Annotated in this window: 17 protein-coding genes; 9 read left to right on the top strand and 8 right to left on the bottom strand. The window is 64.9% G+C overall.

Annotated elements, in window-relative coordinates:
- Positions 1–64: 64 nt before the first annotated feature.
- Positions 65–1,171 carry an aromatic ring-hydroxylating dioxygenase subunit alpha gene (locus L286_RS43260; RefSeq protein ID WP_025160913.1) on the top strand — a complete coding sequence of 369 codons (1,107 nt, stop codon included), beginning with the start codon at positions 65–67 and terminating at the stop codon, positions 1,169–1,171.
- Between the two features lie 20 nt (positions 1,172–1,191).
- On the opposite strand, the gene L286_RS43255 is transcribed toward L286_RS43260, so the two are convergent.
- On the bottom strand, positions 1,192–1,989 hold the full coding sequence (locus L286_RS43255; protein WP_013039615.1) for a thioesterase family protein: 798 nt from the start codon (positions 1,987–1,989) through the stop codon (positions 1,192–1,194).
- 229 nt (positions 1,990–2,218) lie between these two features.
- Here L286_RS43255 and L286_RS43250 point away from each other — a divergent pair, with 229 nt between their 5' ends.
- Positions 2,219–2,998: an SDR family oxidoreductase gene (locus L286_RS43250; protein ID WP_007684761.1), complete on the top strand. Its 780-nt coding sequence runs from the start codon at positions 2,219–2,221 to the stop codon at positions 2,996–2,998.
- Here the strand turns inward: L286_RS43250 and L286_RS43245 are convergent.
- From L286_RS43245 to L286_RS43230, 4 genes are all read right to left on the bottom strand, one after another.
- Positions 2,995–5,337: a TonB-dependent receptor gene (locus L286_RS43245; protein ID WP_021223927.1), complete on the bottom strand. Its 2,343-nt coding sequence runs from the start codon at positions 5,335–5,337 to the stop codon at positions 2,995–2,997. The two genes, L286_RS43250 and L286_RS43245, sit on opposite strands and share 4 nt — an antisense overlap.
- 763 nt (positions 5,338–6,100) lie before the next feature.
- Positions 6,101–6,649 carry a hypothetical protein gene (locus L286_RS43240; protein WP_007684757.1) on the bottom strand — a complete coding sequence of 183 codons (549 nt, stop codon included), beginning with the start codon at positions 6,647–6,649 and terminating at the stop codon, positions 6,101–6,103.
- A 310-nt stretch (positions 6,650–6,959) separates the two neighbouring features.
- Positions 6,960–7,211, bottom strand: a complete 252-nt coding sequence (locus tag L286_RS43235; RefSeq protein ID WP_007684754.1) for a hypothetical protein — start codon at positions 7,209–7,211, stop codon at positions 6,960–6,962.
- 79 nt (positions 7,212–7,290) lie between these two features.
- Positions 7,291–7,557: a hypothetical protein gene (locus L286_RS43230; protein ID WP_013039612.1), complete on the bottom strand. Its 267-nt coding sequence runs from the start codon at positions 7,555–7,557 to the stop codon at positions 7,291–7,293.
- A 157-nt stretch (positions 7,558–7,714) separates the two neighbouring features.
- Between L286_RS43230 and L286_RS43225 the strand changes: the two genes are divergently transcribed.
- Both L286_RS43225 and L286_RS43220 read left to right on the top strand, forming a co-directional pair.
- Positions 7,715–8,824 carry a sensor histidine kinase gene (locus L286_RS43225; protein ID WP_007684750.1) on the top strand — a complete coding sequence of 370 codons (1,110 nt, stop codon included), beginning with the start codon at positions 7,715–7,717 and terminating at the stop codon, positions 8,822–8,824.
- Between the two features lie 191 nt (positions 8,825–9,015).
- Positions 9,016–9,759 (top strand): LytR/AlgR family response regulator transcription factor, encoded by a 744-nt coding sequence (locus L286_RS43220; RefSeq protein WP_013039610.1) that lies wholly within the window; start codon positions 9,016–9,018, stop codon positions 9,757–9,759.
- 161 nt (positions 9,760–9,920) lie between these two features.
- Here L286_RS43220 and L286_RS43215 read toward each other — a convergent pair whose 3' ends face one another.
- Positions 9,921–10,253 (bottom strand): UrcA family protein, encoded by a 333-nt coding sequence (locus tag L286_RS43215; RefSeq protein ID WP_020818441.1) that lies wholly within the window; start codon positions 10,251–10,253, stop codon positions 9,921–9,923.
- A 505-nt stretch (positions 10,254–10,758) separates the two neighbouring features.
- Complete coding sequence (locus L286_RS43210; protein WP_020818439.1) at positions 10,759–11,331, bottom strand: septal ring lytic transglycosylase RlpA family protein; 573 nt, start codon at positions 11,329–11,331, stop codon at positions 10,759–10,761.
- A 163-nt stretch (positions 11,332–11,494) separates the two neighbouring features.
- On the opposite strand from L286_RS43210, the gene uvrA reads away from it, so the two are divergent.
- Positions 11,495–14,452, top strand: coding sequence for an excinuclease ABC subunit UvrA (gene uvrA / locus L286_RS43205; RefSeq protein ID WP_020818438.1), 2,958 nt, complete (start codon positions 11,495–11,497; stop codon positions 14,450–14,452).
- 490 nt (positions 14,453–14,942) lie between these two features.
- On the opposite strand, the gene L286_RS48680 is transcribed toward uvrA, so the two are convergent.
- Positions 14,943–15,458, bottom strand: coding sequence for a hypothetical protein (locus L286_RS48680; RefSeq protein WP_037444360.1), 516 nt, complete (start codon positions 15,456–15,458; stop codon positions 14,943–14,945).
- A 582-nt stretch (positions 15,459–16,040) separates the two neighbouring features.
- Here L286_RS48680 and relB point away from each other — a divergent pair.
- The 4 genes from relB to L286_RS43185 all read left to right on the top strand — a co-directional run bounded on the left by relB (position 16,041) and on the right by L286_RS43185 (position 17,981).
- Positions 16,041–16,223, top strand: a complete 183-nt coding sequence (gene relB, locus L286_RS43200) for a type II toxin-antitoxin system RelB family antitoxin (protein WP_021223925.1) — start codon at positions 16,041–16,043, stop codon at positions 16,221–16,223.
- The gene (locus tag L286_RS43195) at positions 16,223–16,498 is read left to right on the top strand and encodes a type II toxin-antitoxin system RelE/ParE family toxin (protein WP_020818435.1); all 276 of its coding nucleotides are present in this window, start codon (positions 16,223–16,225) and stop codon (positions 16,496–16,498) included. Before relB ends, L286_RS43195 begins: the two co-directional genes overlap by 1 nt.
- A gap of 92 nt (positions 16,499–16,590) precedes the next feature.
- Positions 16,591–17,598: a hypothetical protein gene (locus tag L286_RS43190; protein WP_020818434.1), complete on the top strand. Its 1,008-nt coding sequence runs from the start codon at positions 16,591–16,593 to the stop codon at positions 17,596–17,598.
- A 170-nt stretch (positions 17,599–17,768) separates the two neighbouring features.
- Positions 17,769–17,981 carry a cold-shock protein gene (locus tag L286_RS43185; protein ID WP_007684722.1) on the top strand — a complete coding sequence of 71 codons (213 nt, stop codon included), beginning with the start codon at positions 17,769–17,771 and terminating at the stop codon, positions 17,979–17,981.
- The last annotated feature ends 37 nt before the right edge of the window (positions 17,982–18,018 follow it).

The raw sequence follows: 18,018 nt of genomic DNA, 5'->3' as shown, positions 1-18,018 counted from the left end.
CGCCGCTTGCTGGTCGCCCCGCATCCGCCGCCACGGGTGCGGCGACCATGGGAAAAGGATGATCATGTCGGCAAGCAGCCTGTATCTGAAACGCGCCTGGTACGTCGCCGCCCTCTCCAGCGAAGTCGACGCGACGCAGCTTTTCCACCGCCGGATATTGGGCATGTCGGTCCTCATCTTCCGCGACGCGCGGGGCGAGGCGGTCGCCCTTCAGGACCGCTGCCCGCACCGCTTCGCCCCGCTTTCCATGGGCAGCCGGATGGGCGACGCCATCGCCTGCCCCTATCACGGGCTGCGGTTCGACGCCGGCGGCCATTGCGTCCACAACCCGCACGGTCGCGGCCAATTGCCCAGGGGACAGGTCGTGCGCGGCTTTCCGCTGATCGAACGCCACGGATTCATCTGGATCTGGATGGCGGAGGAGGCTGCCGATCCCGCCCTGCTTCCCGACTTCTCGCCGCTGGACAGGGGCCATGCCAACGGCGTCGGCCACACCTATATGAAGCTGCCGGTCGATTACCGCCTGATCCTGGACAATGTCATGGACCTCAGCCATGTCGACTATGTCCATGGCGAAATCATCACGACGCGGGGGCAATTGTCGCCGCTGATCCCGCAGGTGGAGGAGACGGAGAACAGCGTCTCCGCCAGTTGGGACTACAGCCAGACCCCGCCCATCGGCATCTTCGCCCCCTTCCTGCCCCGGCCGGAGGAGGCGGCCCGCCACAGCATCCGCGTCACCTGGACGGCGCCCGCCAATATCCAGTTGTCGATCGCGGCGGCGCAGGACGACGCGCCCTTCGAACAGGGCATCAGCCAATATGACCTGCACAGTTGCACGCCGGGCGACGAGAATGAGACCCATTATTTCTTCGCCACCCGCCGCAACCATGCGGAAGAGGATGGCGACTATAACGCGTTCAAGACGGCGGCCATGCACGCCGCCTTCGAGACGGAGGATGGCCCGATCATCGCCGCCGCCCAGCGGGAGATGGGGGGCGAGGATTTCTTCGACCTGAAACCCATGCTGCTGTCCAACGACCTGGCGGCGGTCAAGGTGCGCCGCCGCCTGCAACGTGCGGTGGAACTGGAGGGCGCGGTGGAACTGGAGGGCGCGATGGAACTGGAGGACGCGACGCCCGGCCGGACGGATCGCGCCGCCCGGCGGTGACGCTGGGCAACCGGCGCGCCTCAGTCCTTCGGGCGTATCGTCAGGGATTGGCAGAGCGTGCCGAACGCCCCGCCTTCATCGTGCAGGATGCTGTGCGTCAGGCCGATGCCCGTCGGCCCGGCGGAAACGCTGGTGTCGAAACCGATCCATTCGCCCACCGGCGACCGCAGGAAATGGGCGGTCAGGTCCAGATTGGGGAAGGCCGCCTCCTGCGGGGAGGCAAGCGGCGCCAGCCCGTTGGCGATGTCGGCCAGGCCCATGAACCGCGCCGCCGCCGACACCTGCCGCCCTTCCAGCAGCGCCAGCGGCGAACGCGCCCAGCACCGGGCGCGGCCCGGCCATTGCCCTTCCCGCCTCACCTCCACGCTGGCGATGAAGCCGCCCGGCCAGAGGAGGGACAGGTCGCATGCGGGCACGGCCTGGGGCGGCGGCAGGGAAGGAAAATTGACCGCCGCCATGCCGCCGCTGTCATAGGCCTGGGCCAGCCAGGCGCGCAGGACGATGGCGGGACGGCCGCCATGGCTGATCCGGGCCTCCACCAGTTCGATGGTCCGGCCGGGCCGCAGCACGGCGACGTCGATGCCGACCGGCTCGATCGGCATGGTGCCCCATATGTCGCAGGACAGGCGCGCCACCTGCAATCGGTCGGCGCGCCGCGCGGCATGATCGGCCTCCACCGCATGGACCAGCAGGCCGATGGCGGGCGCCACATGCTGTTCGGCGACGTTCCACGCGCCCCCGGCATGGGGCGTGGGCATGAACCGCCCGTCGTCCATCGGCAGGAAATAGGCCTGTCCCCCTCCGTCTTCAGCCGCCACGGCCCGGTTTCCCCTTCCCGGTAGCGCGCATCCCGCATTTCCCCGAACTGCCCGTCACCGTCACCTCGAATCTCCCAAGGACACGCATAGCGGGGAATCCCCTGACGGGCGATATGCGGCGCGGCGCCGATGGCCGACATTCTGACGTAATGGTTGTAAAATTAAACCAATTCCGCCAAGCTCCGGCCGGTCAACGAACATGATCGCCGGACAGGCGGGGAGAGATTGGATGCATGAACCCAGGGCGATCTTCATCACCGGGGGCGGATCGGGGATCGGCAGGGCGGTGGCGCTGCGCTTCGCGGCGGAAGACTGGCTGGTGGGCATTGCCGACATCGACGAAGCCGGCATGGTGGAAACGGCGGCCCAATTGCCCCAAGGGCATACTTCGCTCCATCTCCTCGATGTGCGCGACAGGGATAAATGGGACCGCAGCCTGGCCGAATTCGCGAAGTTCAGCGGCGGCCGACTGGACGTCATGTTCAACAATGCCGGCATCGGACTGGGCGGGCCGTTCCAGCATGCCGCGAAGCATGAAATCGATGCGCTGATCGACATCAACCTGCGCGGGATGATGTACGGCGCGCATGCCGCCCACCCCTATCTCGCCGCCACGGCGGGAAGCTGCCTGCTCAACATGGCGAGCGCGTCGGCGCTTTACGGATCGGCCGGCCTGGCGGTCTATTCGGCGACGAAATACGGCATTCGCGGCCTTTCCGAGGCGCTGGACGTGGAATGGGGGCCTTCGGGCATCAAGGTCCGCTGCCTCTTTCCCAGCTTTGTCGACACGCCGATGCTGGCCGGCACGCCCGGTTCCAGCGAAGACAGCAAGCGGGACCGCGTGCTGAAATCCGGGGCGAAGCTCACTCCCGTGGAGGAGGTCGCCCAGCATGCGTGGCAGGCGGTGCACGGCTCCCGCCTGCATGTCCTGGTCGGAAAAGCGGCGCGAAGCCTGGCGTTCAAGGCCCGGTGGAGACCCCATAAGCTGCGGACGGTCGTTCGCGGCTAGAGCCGCCAGTTCATCTGGATGCCGTAGGTCGCGGGCTGCCCGGCCAGCCTGCGGACCACGTCGAACAGCTTGGCGACGTTGGTCCAGTAATAGCTGTTGGTCACGTTGCGCCCGAAAGCGCTGACCTGCCACCTGCCGTCGCTGCTGCCGAAGCCGGCGCGCAGGTCGAGCACCCCATAGTCCTTCATGTAGAGCAGCGGTTCGTTGCCGAAGCCCGCATTGGTGCTGGTCCGGTAGCTGTAGTTGACGCCGAGATTGGCATCCAGCCGCGATGAAACCGGAAACCTGTAATTGCCGTCCAGATTGACCTGCCATTTGGGCGTATAGGGAAAATCATTGCCGATGAAATTCTTGCGCGTGCCGATGATCGTGTAGTTGATGAAGTCGGACGTGACCTTCGAGTCCAGGTAGGTCGCCGCGGCGGTCAGCGACAGGCCGTTGGTCGGATAGACCGTGACCTGCCCCTCAAAGCCGCGAACGCGGGACTTGGGCACGTTGACCAGAGCGATCAGCGGCCCCATCAGCGTGATGATGCGCCCCTGAAGCTGCTTGTCCGAATAGTCATAGTTGAAGGCCGCGCCGGTCACGTCGACCAGCCGCCCGAAAAGCGACGCCTTGAACCCCGCCTCCAGCGCGACCACGCTTTCCTGCTTCACCGGAACATATTGGTCGACGCTGGTGCCCGAAAGGACGGGCACGCTGCCCGCCTTGTAGCCCCGGCTGGCATTCGCATAGAGCAGGACGCGCTCGGCCGGCTTCACGTCGACGCCCACCCGCCAGGACAGGCTATCCTCGTTGAAGGTTCCGCCGATATGCTCCGCATAGGCCAGGTTGTTGTCGAGCGCGGAGCAGCCGTTCAGCGGAATGGGCGGGATCAGCGGCCGTCCCACCATGGCGAGCACGCCGTTGAACAGGCGGGTCGAGGCATCGGCCGAATGCTGGTTGCCCGGCCGCGAACAGCCTTCATAGCGGAGGTCCGCCTTGGTATAGCGGGCGCCGGCGTGCAGCGTGACCAGGCGGCCGATGTCATAGTCGACATTGCCGAACGCCGCATAGGTGTTGAAGTCCTGATAGCCATAGGGCGCGGCGGCGACGTCGTTGGTCAGGGGCGTGAAATAGCTGTTCTGGGTCGAATAAGGCATGGACCAGAACGCATCTTCCCGCGTCCTGTCATAGGCGTAGTTCAGGCCCAGGATGACCGTCGCTGGCCCGAAATTGCCGGTCAGCCGCTCCTCGGTGGAGAAGGAGGTGATCCGCCCGCGCACGGTCTGGTCGCCGTTCGACAGCGACGTGCCGTCCAGGTCGATCCGCTGGTGCATGCGCATGCGGGAATAGGAATTGAGCGAGACCAGCGTGATGTCGTCGGTCAGTTCGTAATCCCCGCGCAGCACCGCCTGGTAGAAGCTGTTGTCCTTCCGGAACGGCGTATCGGCGTTCCAGTCGGCGGCGCGGGGCGTCTCAGGCGATCGGGGATAGTTGGTGACGAGCGGTATCGTGGCGGCAAAGGGCGCGAACAGCGGAATGACCGTCAGCAACTGCCCGGCCTGGGTGTCGCCATCGTCGATGAAACCGTTGAGATTGAGCGAGAGCCTGAGGCGGTCGGACGCCTGCCAGTCCAGAAGGAACCGGCCCTGGAGCATGCGCTGGCGGCCCAGGCTGTCGTTGCGGGTATAGCTTTGCTGCCATCCGTCGCCCCGCACCCCGCGAACCGCCAGGCGGGCGTTGAGGCCCGGCGCAAGCGGGCCGGTGACATAGCCCTGCGCGTCCAGCGTGTTGAAGCGCGCGAAGCTCGCCGTCACGCCCGCGCCCAGCTCATCCCTGGGCTTCGCGGCAATATAGTTGATCGCGCCGCCCGTGGCGTTCTGGCCGAACAGGGTTCCCTGCGGCCCCTTGAGCACCTCCACCCGCTCCAGGTCGAAGGCGGCGCCGGTCGTCATCACGGAAAAGGGCAAGGGCGCCTCGTCGACATAGACGCTGACGGTCGGGCGCGCACCCACCGCCGTGTCGTAGAAGCCCACGCCGCGCAGCGAATAGACCGGCACGCCGCTGCCGCTCTGCACGAAATTGAGGCCGGGCGTGACCTTCGCCAGATCCTGGACGTCGTTGATCCCCCGCGCCGCAAGCTGCTCCCCGGTCAGCGCCGTCACCGACATCGGCACGGTGCTGAGGCTCTGGGCGCGCTTCTGCGCCGTCACGACGATGTCGGCCGGGCTGGCGGCCGGTTCCGCCGATGCCGGCGCCTCCCCGGCTGGTCCGGACGGCGACTGACCATGAGCGGCAACCGGCACGACCACCGCCGCGCCGGCAAGACAAAGCACAGCCTTCCATTTCATCATCATCAATCCCCCTCCCGGGAAGGCCCATTCGACCGATGGGCTCTGCTTGAGATTGGAAAGGCCTGTCCCCGACAAGCGTCGAAAACAGATCCACCCCGCCGCGACGATTGCGAGGGCTTCGGGCCGGAGCTTTTGGTGTCGCATCGTTCCAAGCGGATCGGTTCCCGCCTTTCCCGCGCGATGCTCCAGCCGCCTTCCACCGAAGCGGCGCGACCGAACCCCATCGGTTCGATCATACCGATTCGCCCCTATATGTGTATCTACACATTTATGCCTGTCAATCGCTATCGGCAAGGAAGGCGGAACGGCACCGACCCGGCCGAAAAAGAAACCCCGCCGGAGCAAGCTCCACGGCGGGGCCAAGGTTCAGGGAGGCGTCACTCCAAGGGGAAGAGTGACGAACCCCGATCTAGGAACTGCGACCAGCGATTCAAGGGCTTGCGATTCAGGGCTTGCGATTCAGGGGCTTGCGATTCAGGGGCTGGCGTTCCGCCAACCGCGCCCGTCCTTCCTCGCCAAAGGCAAAGGAGCCCCGCCTCTTGCGAAGAAGGGCGGGGCTTCAGTTGGGTCGCACGCAGGCTCGCGCCTGCGGGCGGCAATAGGGCATAGTTCCGCCGGCAAGTCGATGATGATAATCCAGATCTGGATCAATGGGATGGCGGGTCTTCCGGACAGGAAAAGGCAACGGCGCGCCGGGCCTCGCCCGCCGCGCCGTCATCGCCGCGTTTCCCGCGCCCGTCCCCCCGGACGGACCCGGACCGCCCGTTCAGTTCGCCTTGCTCAGGTCCACCTTCTCGACCCATTCGGGATAGAAGGTCGGCTCCCGGTTCGACCATCCGACCGCCGTCGCCGCCGCCTCGCTGATCGACTGGAGCAGCGCCCGGCGCTTTTCGGGGTGCAGATGCGGCAGGCTGGCCGCCGCGCAGAAGGCGCCCGGCAGCCACGGCCGCGATCCCGCCCCCAACAGCCGCTCATAGAGGAAGCGATAGGCCGAGAAGCTGCACAGCCGGTCCTGCCCCAGGTCGAAGGCGGACACCGTCACCAGCGGCGCCATGAACGGCTCCATCTGGTCCAGGCCGCTGTCGTCGGGCACCCGCGCCTTGATCTCGTCCAGCCGCCCGTAGACCCGCGCCTGCGCCCGGATGCTGGCTTCCTCCACCATGTCGCGCGACCACAGCTTCATGGCGTCGCGCCGATGGAGTCCGATGTCCAGCGATCTTCGGATGTAACGCTGCGTAGCGGCCGGGAAACTGGCGAATTCTCGCAATTCCGCCAGGGTGATCGCCCCGTCCGCAGGTCTTGCACTCGTGCCCATGTCTTTGCCCTCCGACTTCAAGTCGTAAGCAGAACATGCGCCCCCTATGGTTACTGCAAGCTTAAGCGCCGGTTCTGCCGACAAGCATAGGGAATCATTTTTCTTTGTGCGGCGCAACATGTAATTTTCATGAATGCGTCCAACGGAGGGACAGCGCGCCGGAGAGAGCGTTCGGTCCAAAGCGCACCGTGCTCCTGCGAAGGCAGGAGCCCAGTTCCGCCCTCTATGGACCATCGCACCGCCCGGACCCGGCTCCTGCCTTCGCAGGAGCACGGTCGCTCAATGGCGGGGCCGCCCCGGCCCCAATCCCCTAATCCGCGCGCCGCTCCAGCACCGCGCCGATCATGCTGCGCCACACCGCCACGTCGCCCGCCTGCGCCATTTGCGCATCGGGTTCGCGCAGCGTGTGCAGGATCGCATAGGCATCGTCGACATGGTCCTGCCAACTGGCGTCGACTGCGCTCGCCGCATGCGGATCGCTGCCCTCGCCGTTCAGGCTGAGCTGGCGCCCCGCCAGCACGCGGGCGATGCGCTCGATCGCGGGAGTGGCGGAAGTCGGCATATGAAGTGGCTCCTCTCACCTGCGGAGGGCAACGTCGCGGCTGCCCTCCAACCGATCATATCACGATTTCCCCCAGCGTCTATCGCCCGTCCTTTCCGCCCTTGCCTTCGGGATGGCCCTTGCCTCCCGATCCCTGTTCGCCTTCCGGGAAACCGGATGACGGAACCGGATCGCCATTGTCGCCCGGCGCGGTAGCGGACGGCGGGTCGGACGCATCCATGCTGTCCATCAATCCCTCGTCCAGCTTCTCCTCGGTCGTCACGGCATGGTCCTGCGCGTCGGTGGACCGTTTGTCGCCCGCTTCCTCGCGGCTGTTGGGCCGAATATCGGTCTTGTCGTTCATCATGCTCTCCTTTTGAACGCATCAGCGCCTCGCGCCATGAAACGGACGGCGGCGGGGGCGGGTTCCGCCCGCTCCCCCTATCGACCAACGCATGGAACCCTTCGACCAGCTTCGCCGTCCAGGGGCGACAGCGCCCCCGCCTTGGCCTAGACTTCCGCCCATGAGCATGAAAAACGAGGACGGCGAGCCGGGCGTGCCGCCGACGGTCGCACTCTATTCGATACTGGGTTTCTGGTTCTTCTACGCGGTGCTGGTGACGCTGCGCGCCTCCGTCATGGGGTTCGAGGCGCAGGGGACCATGGCCGCCCGCCGCGCCGTGGTGACGGTGATCGGCATCGTCGTCACCTGGGTTCTTTATCTCTGCCTGCGCCGCTTCGACCGCCAGCCGCTCGCGACGCGCATCATCGCCGCCTTCACCCTCGCCGCGCCCTTCGCGCTGGCGACGGCGGCGGCCAATTTCTATGTCTTCAACATCTACGACCCGGCCTCGCTCTTTCCCGATTCCGATTATCAGAAATATGCCAGCGAACAGGGTTTCGCCCTGATGCAGATCGTGGAGGACGCGATCAGCCGCTATTTCTTCCTCGCCGCCTGGGCGGGCCTCTACCTCGCCCTTTCCTACGCCAGCGAGGCGCATCGGGTGGAACGCCGCGCCGACCGGCTGGAACGCGCCGCCCAGCAGGCCGAACTGCGCTCCCTGCGCTATCAGGTGAACCCGCATTTCCTGTTCAACACGCTGAATTCGCTCTCCTCCCTGGTCATGAAGGACCGGCGCGACGAGGCGGAACAGATGATCCTCTCCCTCTCCAACTTCTACCGCACCAGCCTTACCGGCGACCCGCTGGAGGATGTCTCGCTGGAGGAGGAGGTGCATCTCCAGAAACTCTATCTGGACATCGAGGCGGTCCGCTTCCCGGATCGCCTGTCGACCAGCATCCGGATTCCCGACCGGCTGCTCAATGCCTGCGTACCCGGCCTGATCCTGCAACCTCTGGTCGAAAACGCGATCAAATACGGCGTGTCGCGCACCTCCAGCCCGGTCGCCATCGCCATCGAAGCGCGGGAGGAGGAAGGCATGCTCCACATCAGCGTCACCGACAATGGCGACAAGCCGCCCCGCGAGGCCGACGCGGGCAGCGGCATCGGCCTCGCCAATGTGCGCGACCGCCTGACCGCCCGCTTCGGCGAACAGGGCCGCCTGGACTACGGCCCGCGCCCCGGCGGCGGCTTCGCGGTGGACCTCACCCTCCCCATCATCCGCAGGAGCTAGGGTGTGCGGAGATTTCGTCCGGGACGGGCTGCAAATGGCGGCTTTTTGCGCTTCCGGTGCTCACGTACTGAAGTACGCTGCGTCGAAACGAGTCACGCGCCTCGTTTCGAGGTTCTCAAAATCCACCATTTTCGCCTCGCCCCGAACGAAATCTCCGCACATCCTGGCGCGATCCGTGAAAGGTTGAACCCATGACCATCCGAACGCTGATCGTCGACGATGAACCCCTGGCCGTGGAACGCCTGCAAATGCTCTGCGCCCGCGAACCGCGCATCGCTCTGGTCGGCACCGCCAGCGACGGAGAAGCGGCGCTGCGCCTGATCGAGGGGCTGGAGCCGGACCTGGTGATGCTCGACATCGCCATGCCCCTGCTGGACGGCATAGGCGTGGCGCGGGCGACCTCGCGCATGGGCATATGCCCGGCGGTGATCTTCGTCACCGCGTTCGAGGGCTTCGCGGTGGAGGCCTTCGACCTCGCCGCCGTGGATTATCTGCTAAAGCCGGTCGCCCATGAACGGCTGTCCCGCGCCATCGACCGGGTCGAACAGGCGCTGGGCAACCGCGCCGCCCCCTCCCCCGCCACCAGCGCGGAGGAGGAGCCGGAATGGGCGCAGGAATTCTGGGTGCCCCACCGCTCCGAACTGATCCGCATCGGCGCCGCCCAGATCGACCGGATAGAGGCGGAGCGGGACTATATGCGGCTGCATGTCGGGGCCAACAGCTATCTGCTGCACCAGACGATCAGCTCGCTGGAAAACCGGCTGGACCCGCAGCAATTCGTCCGCCTGCACCGTTCCCACATCGTCCGCCGCGACCATATCGCCCGGCTGCGCCACGACGGCAGCGGCGTCTGGTCCGCCTGCCTGGCCGACGACACGGAAATCCGCATCGGCCGCACCTACCTCGCCAACGCCCGCGCCCTGGCGGGCCGCTGACCCTTATTAATCCTCCCCATCGAGGATGGGGAGGGGGACCGCCGCCGAAGGCGGTGGTGGAGGGGAAATGCGCAACGTCACCCCATCACACTCCGCTCCCAAAACAAAAAGGCCCGGCAACCGCCGGGCCTTCCTTGAAAACGCACCCTAGGCCTAAAACCTCAATTCCCCAAGCGGACCTCATCCTTGCCCCTGTCGGCAAAGCGCTCGCCACTCCCGGCCTTGGCGATCGCCAGTTCCACCGCGCCGCGCACATGGTCGGCGGCAACCGTCTGGCATTTCCTGATCTCGGCAGAGGTCGCGCCACGCTCACACACCCTCCACGCAGCCCGCCAGATGCGCCCCTTCAGGACATTCTGCCCCTTCGCGCTCGACAGATCGAGATCGTTATAGCGAACCTCGGTAGTCCTGCCGTTCGATTCGAATTCCACAGCCGAAGCCGTACCGGCAACGCCCAGCAAAGCGGCGACAGCGATCATTTTCGCGGCGATCATGACAAAGTCTCCTCAACTATCTTCTGTCCGCTCGCGGCGGACCTCAGCGAAGATATGAGCGGCAAATCACCTCCGTCTTCGCAGCCTCAGCTTTACTCCTGGCCCAAAGACATGGCTTCACACGTTCGACCGGCGCCCCTCCCGCTCGGCCAACGACGCCCCCGTCGACCAAATGCGGTCCAGCCCGGACGAACGACAATTTTACGTCAAGAAAACAAGCGTTCCCTAACGTAAAATTACAGACATCCCATAAGTAGCGCACATAAAAAAGCACCCCCGGCGCAAGGGAATGGCCGGGGGTGCATCCAGGAAGCTGTCGGGCTCTCCGGGATCTCTTTTCAAACTGTCGTCAGCGAACCGCCGAACCGGATTCGGTGATCGCCGCCTCGCCCTGCATCATAGCGCCGCCGCGAAGGGACCGTTTCCCCATTCGATGATCCGCCGACCCGCCGCGCCCGGCAGCATCCCCGGACGACGAACCGACGACCGGCATCCACGAACGACATCAGCGCCCCTGCCCGGCCAACTGCGCCCGCAAATTGGCGAGCGTCCGGGCGTCCACCACCGGCCGCTCCGGCGCCTGCCGCCCCTCGCGCAGCTTCCTGCGGTCCCTCTCCGGCGGCTCCACCACCCGCACCCTCACGGGCGCATGGCCAACAGCCCTGATCCCCAGTTGCTCCGCTGCCCCGCGCGACAGGTCGATGATCCGCCCCCGCCCGGCAAAGGGGCCGCGGTCGTTCACCCGCACCAGGATCGTGCGCCCCGTCTCCAGCGCCGTCACCTCGACATAGCTCGGCAGCGGCAGCGTCACATGCGCCGCCGTCACCGCCTTGGGCCGGAACCGCTCGCCATTGGCGGTCCGGTTGCCGCTCTCCCCGCCATACCAGCTCGCATAGCCCAGATAGTCATAGCCGGGATCGGCGGCGGGCACATAGGTCACGCCCCTGACGCTATAGGGCTTGCCCACCCGCACCGGCACGTCGCTCACCGGCCGATATTCGACGCCCCCGCCGCACCCCGCCAGCGCCACTACGGCGGCCAGCGCCCCGCACCGCATCCGAACCGAAATCCCGCTCATCCCCGCCCTTTAACCCAGCCCGGCGCGGGAGCAAAGCCGCCGCCTTTTCCTTTCGCCGCACAGTCCCTATCTTGCGCCGGACCGGCCCTTGCCTCCCAAGAACAAATCTGGAACAACACGCCCCCATGAGTCTCACGCAAATTTCTCGGCAGAGGTCTACCGAATGCTGACCACCATAAGCGTCCGCGGCGCACGCGAGCATAATCTCAAGGGCGTCGACGTCGACCTGCCGCGCGACAGCCTGATCGTCATCACCGGCCTTTCCGGCTCCGGCAAGTCCTCCCTCGCCTTCGACACCATCTATGCCGAGGGTCAGCGCCGCTATGTCGAATCCCTCTCCGCCTATGCGCGCCAGTTCCTGGAGATGATGCAGAAGCCGGACGTAGAGCATATCGACGGCCTCTCCCCCGCCATCTCCATCGAGCAGAAGACGACCAGCCGCAACCCGCGCTCCACGGTCGCCACCGTGACGGAGATCTACGACTATATGCGCCTCCTCTGGGCGCGCGTCGGCATCCCCTACAGCCCCGCCACCGGCCTCCCCATCAGCGCCCAGACGGTCAGCCAGATGGTCGACCGCGTCATGCAGCTGCCCGAAGGAACGCGCTTCTACCTCCTCGCCCCCGTCGTGCGCGGCCGCAAGGGCGAATATCGCAAGGAACTGGCGGAGTGGCAGAAGGCCGGCTTCACCCGCGTCCGCATCAACGGCGAACTCTACGCCATCGAGGACGCCCCTGCCCTCGACAAGAAATACAAGCATGACATCGAAGTGGTGGTCGACCGCCTGGCCGTCAGCGACGACATGGCCACCCGCCTCGCCGACAGCTTCGAACAGGCGCTGAAACTCGCCGACGGCCTCGCCTATGTCGACCTCGCCGACACCAGCGTGGCGGAGGCGCTGGGGGCCGCCCCCACCTCCGTTCGCCCTGAGCCTGTCGAAGCCGCCGACCTCACCTCCACCAAAAAGGGCATGAAGAACGCCGGCATCCCCGAAAACCGCATCGTCTTCAGCGAGAAGTTCGCCTGCCCCGTCAGCGGCTTCACCATAGCGGAGATCGAACCGCGCCTCTTCTCCTTCAACGCCCCCCAGGGCGCCTGCCCCGCCTGCGACGGCCTGGGCGAACGGCAGGAGTTCGACCCCGAACTCGTCGTCCCCAACGAAGCCCTCAGCCTCAAGAAGGGCGCCGTCGTCCCCTGGGCCAAGTCCAACCCGCCCAGCCCCTATTACATGCAGGTTCTCGGCTCCCTCGCCAGGGAGTTCGGCTTCTCCCTCGACACTCCCTGGGCCGACCTGCCGGGGGAGGTGAAGCTGATCATCCTCCACGGCACCGCCGGCAAGCCCGTCACCCTGCGCTTCGTCGACGGCAAGAAAAGCTATGAGGTCAAAAAGCCCTTCGAAGGCGTGATCGGCAACCTCAACCGCCGCCTCCTCCAGACCGAATCCGCCTGGATGCGGGAGGAACTCAGCAAATACCAGACCGCCATGCCGTGCGAGACCTGCCACGGCGCCCGCCTCAAGCCCGAAGCGCTGGCGGTGAAGATCGCGGGCGAAGACATCTCCATGTCCACCCGCCGCTCGGTGGTGGACGCACTGGGCTTCTTCTCCACCCTCCCCACCCGCCTCAACGACCAGCAGAACCAGATCGCCCGCGCCATCCTCAAGGAAATCGTGGAGCGCCTCGGCTTCCTCAACAATGTCGGCCTCGACTATCTGAACCTGGACCGCACCAGCGGCACCCTGTCCGGCGGCGAGTCCCAGCGCATCCGCCTCGCCTCGCAGATCGGCAGCGGCCTGTCGGGCGTCCTCTACGTCCTCGACGAACCCTCCATCGGCCTGCACCAGCGCGACAATGACCGCCTGCTCATCACGCTGAAACGCCTGCGCGACCTCGGCAACACCGTCATCGTCGTGGAACATGACGAAGACGCGATCCGCACCGCCGACTATATCGTCGACATGGGGCCGGGCGCGGGCGTCCACGGCGGCCAGATCGTCGCGCAGGGCACCCTCAACGAACTGCTCGCGCACAAGGACAGCCTGACCGCCGACTATCTGAACGGCGCCCGCCGCATCGAAGTCCCGCCCCGCCGCCGCAAGGGATCGGGCAAGAAACTCACCGTCCACAACGCCCGCGCCAACAACCTGCAAAACGTCACCGCCAGCATCCCGCTCGGCACCTTCACCTGCATCACCGGCGTGTCGGGTTCGGGCAAGTCCAGCTTCACCATCGACACCCTCTACGCGGCCTCGGCCCGCGCCCTCAACGGCGCCCGCATCGTCGCCGGACCGCACGACAAGGTGACGGGCCTCGAACATTGCGACAAGGTGATCGACATCGACCAGTCGCCCATCGGCCGCACCCCCCGCTCCAACCCGGCGACCTATACCGGCGCCTTCACCAACATCCGCGACTGGTTCGCGGGCCTCCCCGAAGCGCAGGCGCGCGGCTACAAGCCCGGCCGCTTTTCGTTCAACGTCAAGGGCGGCCGCTGCGAAGCCTGCCAGGGCGACGGCGTGCTCAAGATAGAGATGCACTTCCTCCCCGACGTCTACGTCACCTGCGACGTCTGCCACGGCGCCCGCTACAATCGCGAGACGCTGGAGGTGAAGTTCAAGGGCAAGTCCATCGCCGACGTCCTCGACATGACGGTCGAGGATGCGGTGGAATTCTTCAAGGCCGTCCCTCCCATCCGCGACAAGATGGCGATGCTGGCCGAAGTGGGCCTGGGCTATGTCAAGGTCGGCCAGCAGGCGACGACGCTATCGGGCGGCGAAGCCCAACGCGTCAAACTCGCCAAGGAATTGTCGCGTCGAGCCACCGGCAACACGCTCTATATCTTGGACGAACCCACCACCGGCCTCCATTTCGAGGACGTCCGCAAACTGCTCGAAGTCCTCCACGCCCTCGTCGAACAGGGCAACAGCGTGGTCGTGATCGAACATAATCTGGACGTCATCAAGACCGCCGACTGGATCATCGACATGGGACCAGAGGGCGGCGTCAAAGGCGGCGAAGTGGTGGCCGAAGGCACCCCGGAAAAGGTCGCGAAGAACGCCCGGAGCTTTACCGGGCGTTATCTCGCGCCGTTGTTGGGATTGGAGGCTGTGGCGGCGGAGTGATCGGCCCCAATTAGCAGCGTGTGGTTATTCGCAACCACACGCTGCTTCACATTTAATCCAGCAAAATGCTAAATGTCATTTACCCTTTTTCTCATCCTGCGACAGCACCGAGGCGGCTAGTCGCTTTGCCTCTGCGGCGGTAGGCTTCTTAGCACCCGAAAGCACTTTGGAAGCCAATGATGAGACTGAGGGAGACGACTGCTTCTTCGCCATCGCTCGAAACTCCGTTTGCGCTTAAAATTGGGTCGTGATAGGCCAACGACGTGACGAGGAAGCCCGTCACGCCGGAACGTTATGTTAATCTGGTAATGGCTATATAGCACCACAAGGTGCCACTAGCCGCCACTCTGACTAGCATCTCATTCCTCCTTTCCGAGGACAGAACCGCCTTGGATCGATTGCCGCTGCAGGCACAGGTTCAAGTCTGGAGAGGCTGGCACCTCTCCCGCGTCTGGGGTGCCCTTGGGCACCCCATTCTCTTTTGAGGCGCTCAAAACGGCACCTCGGAATCTAGATCATCATCCCAGGCAGGAGAGGAGCCAAAGGAATTGCCGAAATCGGCTTGTGGGCTTGTGTCGGCATCCGTAGCGGCCTCAGATTGAGGCCGCACTGCAGAATACACGCCTTTGCGGCTGGGAACCGAAAAGATCAGTTCCTTTTGCGCCATTCGCCAAAGTTTATTTTGCAGGAATTTTCGAGTTTGAACGACTTGAAATCGACGGAACAGTTCAATCAATACAGCATCCAAATCGACCTCTACTCCGCCGGATTTGATTACGGTATAAATCTGCTGCTCAAGATCATCCACCTTAACGCCTGACAGCTCTTTCATCAATTCGGTCGGAAGATCACTCAGATCTCCGTAAGATGCCGGAATTGGCTTGGTGATCCTTCGGAATTCTTCCACTTCACTAACAAGCGCGTTCAGAAATCCGAGGCGGCGATCATAAGTCGCCACCATCGCGCTATCACCTTTCGTCTCGGCACCCTTACGCCATCGCTCCATTAGGCGTAGGTATTCCTTTGCTGAATCCAAGTGATCTGACATATCAATCCCGCAACCGAGAGGCGTCACCGCCTTTGATCATCGCCTCGATTCCTCAATGATATCGGGCAATGAAGGTATGAGAGGATCAGCGGGCCGCGTCAACCCTCTCAATTCGTCGCACTACTATTTTCTTTGCGATTATCTTTGCAATTACTCATCCCTACCTTCAACTCTAGCGATATCATTGCAGATGAGGGCTCATGCAGGCGGTTGCACAGAAGGATTGCTGGATCAGGTCCGCACCCCCTGCGCTCTGACCGAAGACCTCGATCTAAGCTAAGGGATGACCCATTCGCCACGAAACCGCAGGCGATTATGGCGTCGAAGACCTCCCGCCCTGAACCCCATCAAGCTCGAAGAAGTCGGGCGCAAATTTCGCCGAATTCGGTATCACCGACGGCGCTATGCCCCGCACTTAGGCCTCCGCTGCTCAAGGCCATCAAGGACGCTGGGGCAACTGGTAAGCCTGCTTATCCAAATCGGATCAATCTTATCCCTCACCGATTGGCACACTCCCCGATCGCTGATATTCTCCGACCCATGACCAAACTCACCCCCATCGAGTCCGAGTTCGCGACGACCGAAGAGGCGGAGGCCTATGACGCGTGGTTCCGCGCGCAGATAGAGGCATCCTTGGCTGACCCCCGACCGTCCATCCCGCACGATCAGGTCATGGCGGAGCTACGCGCGATCATCGCGGCCAAGAAATTCAGCCAAGCATAATGCCGCACATCATCTGGCGTCCGAAGGCGCGCGAGGAGGCGCGCCAAATCATCGACTATATTTCCGATCGCAATCCGTCCGCAGCCGCACGGCTCGCTGAACTGATCGAATATGCTGCCGAACGACTGGCCGATCATCCCTATATGCACCGGGACGGGCGCGTTCCCGAAACGCGCGAAGCGATTATCACCCCCAACTATATGCTCGTCTATCGCGTCGGCACCGAAGTCATAGAGATACTGGCCATCAAACACACCCGCCAGCAATATCCCTGACTCCCACACATTCGTTCCCATTTTGTTCTGTCCTACAATCCCTTACCTTTGATACCCTCCCGGCAAACCCTCCCATAAAAAGGAGCCTTGCCATGACGTGCCAATTCCCTCCCCTCCCCACCCCCGCGCAGCAGATCCGCGCCGACGGCTGGAGCCCCGCTCGCCAGCGCGCCTTCCTTGAAACCCTCGCCGCCACCGGCATCATTCTCTCCGCCTGCGAAGCCACCCACATCAGCCCGCGCTCGGCCTATGCCCTGCGCATCCGCCGCGACGGCGCGGCCTTTCGCCTGGGCTGGGACGCCGCCATCCTCATCGCCCGCTCCCGCCTCGCCGACGATCTGCTCGCCCGCGCCCTCACCGGCCATGAGGAGGTGATCCGCAAGGACATGGACGCAGGCGAAATCACCCGCCACCGCCACGACAACCGCCTCGCCATGTCGATGCTCTCCCGCCTCGACCGCATGGCCGACAGCCCGCCGCAGGGCAGCGACGCCGCCCTCGCCCGCGTGGTGGCGCAGGATTTCGCCGCCTATCTCGACATGCTCTGTCCGGAGGATCAGGCGCAGCCCGACCGCCCCGACGCCCCGTCCCCGCCCCAGCCCATGGCCGCAGATGCGGACCACGCCGCCTGCCCCGACCCCGCCTCCCCCGAAGACGCGCCCGCCATCGAACAGGCCGCCACTGCCTTGTCGCCCGGCGCCTCCGCCGCGCTGTTCGTCGCCGCGCGCCTAGCGCTGGGCGAGGGCGGCAAGGCCCCGCTCTACCCCCTCGATGGACGGTGTGAACTTCGGCCCATTCCCGCCGCTCCGCCGGTCGACCGCGCCAGCTTCCCGCCGGAGGAAGCCGCCGCCCGGCTGCGCGGCATCTGGTGGGATGAGGAAAGGGACGGCTGGCGCACCGACTATCCCGCGCCGCCCGGCTTCGACGGCGACGAAAGCGACGCCCTCTACGACATCGACGCCTATGAGCGCGACCTGACGACGGCGGAGGAACAGGCGCTGGCCCTGCGCGTGGAGGCGGAGCGCCGCCCCTATGAACATGCCGCCGCCCGCGCCCGCGACGCCTTTTTCGGCTTCGCCGCCCTGGCGGGAGCAGCATGATCGCACCCGCCGATTTGCTATTCCGCCCCCATGCCCCTATATGGGGAAGGCTATAGTCGCAAATCGACGGTCTTTCGGCGCTTTGCGGCACCAAACTTCCTTCTTTCCCTGCCCCTCTAGCGCAAGGCCCGTCCACACGGGACGCGCCCACGTAAAGAAGGAAATACCCCATGAGCATCATCGGAACCGTCAAATTCTTCAACGCCGACAAGGGCTATGGCTTCATCGCCCCCGATGACGGCAGCCCGGACGCTTTCGTCCACATCTCCGCGGTGGAGCGCGGCGGTCTCGCCACCCTGCGCGAAAAGGACCGCGTCTCCTATGATCTGGAGCAGGACAAGCGCGGCAAGATGGCGGCGGTGAATATCCAGCACGCGCAATGATGCGCCGCTGACAGGCCGGGCGCCGCCCACGCGGCGC

It is taken from the genome of Sphingobium sp. HDIP04 (assembly GCF_000445085.1).
Taxonomy (GTDB): domain Bacteria; phylum Pseudomonadota; class Alphaproteobacteria; order Sphingomonadales; family Sphingomonadaceae; genus Sphingobium; species Sphingobium indicum.
Note: the sequence above shows the minus strand (reverse complement) of the source record. Positions and strands in the feature narration are given on the sequence as shown.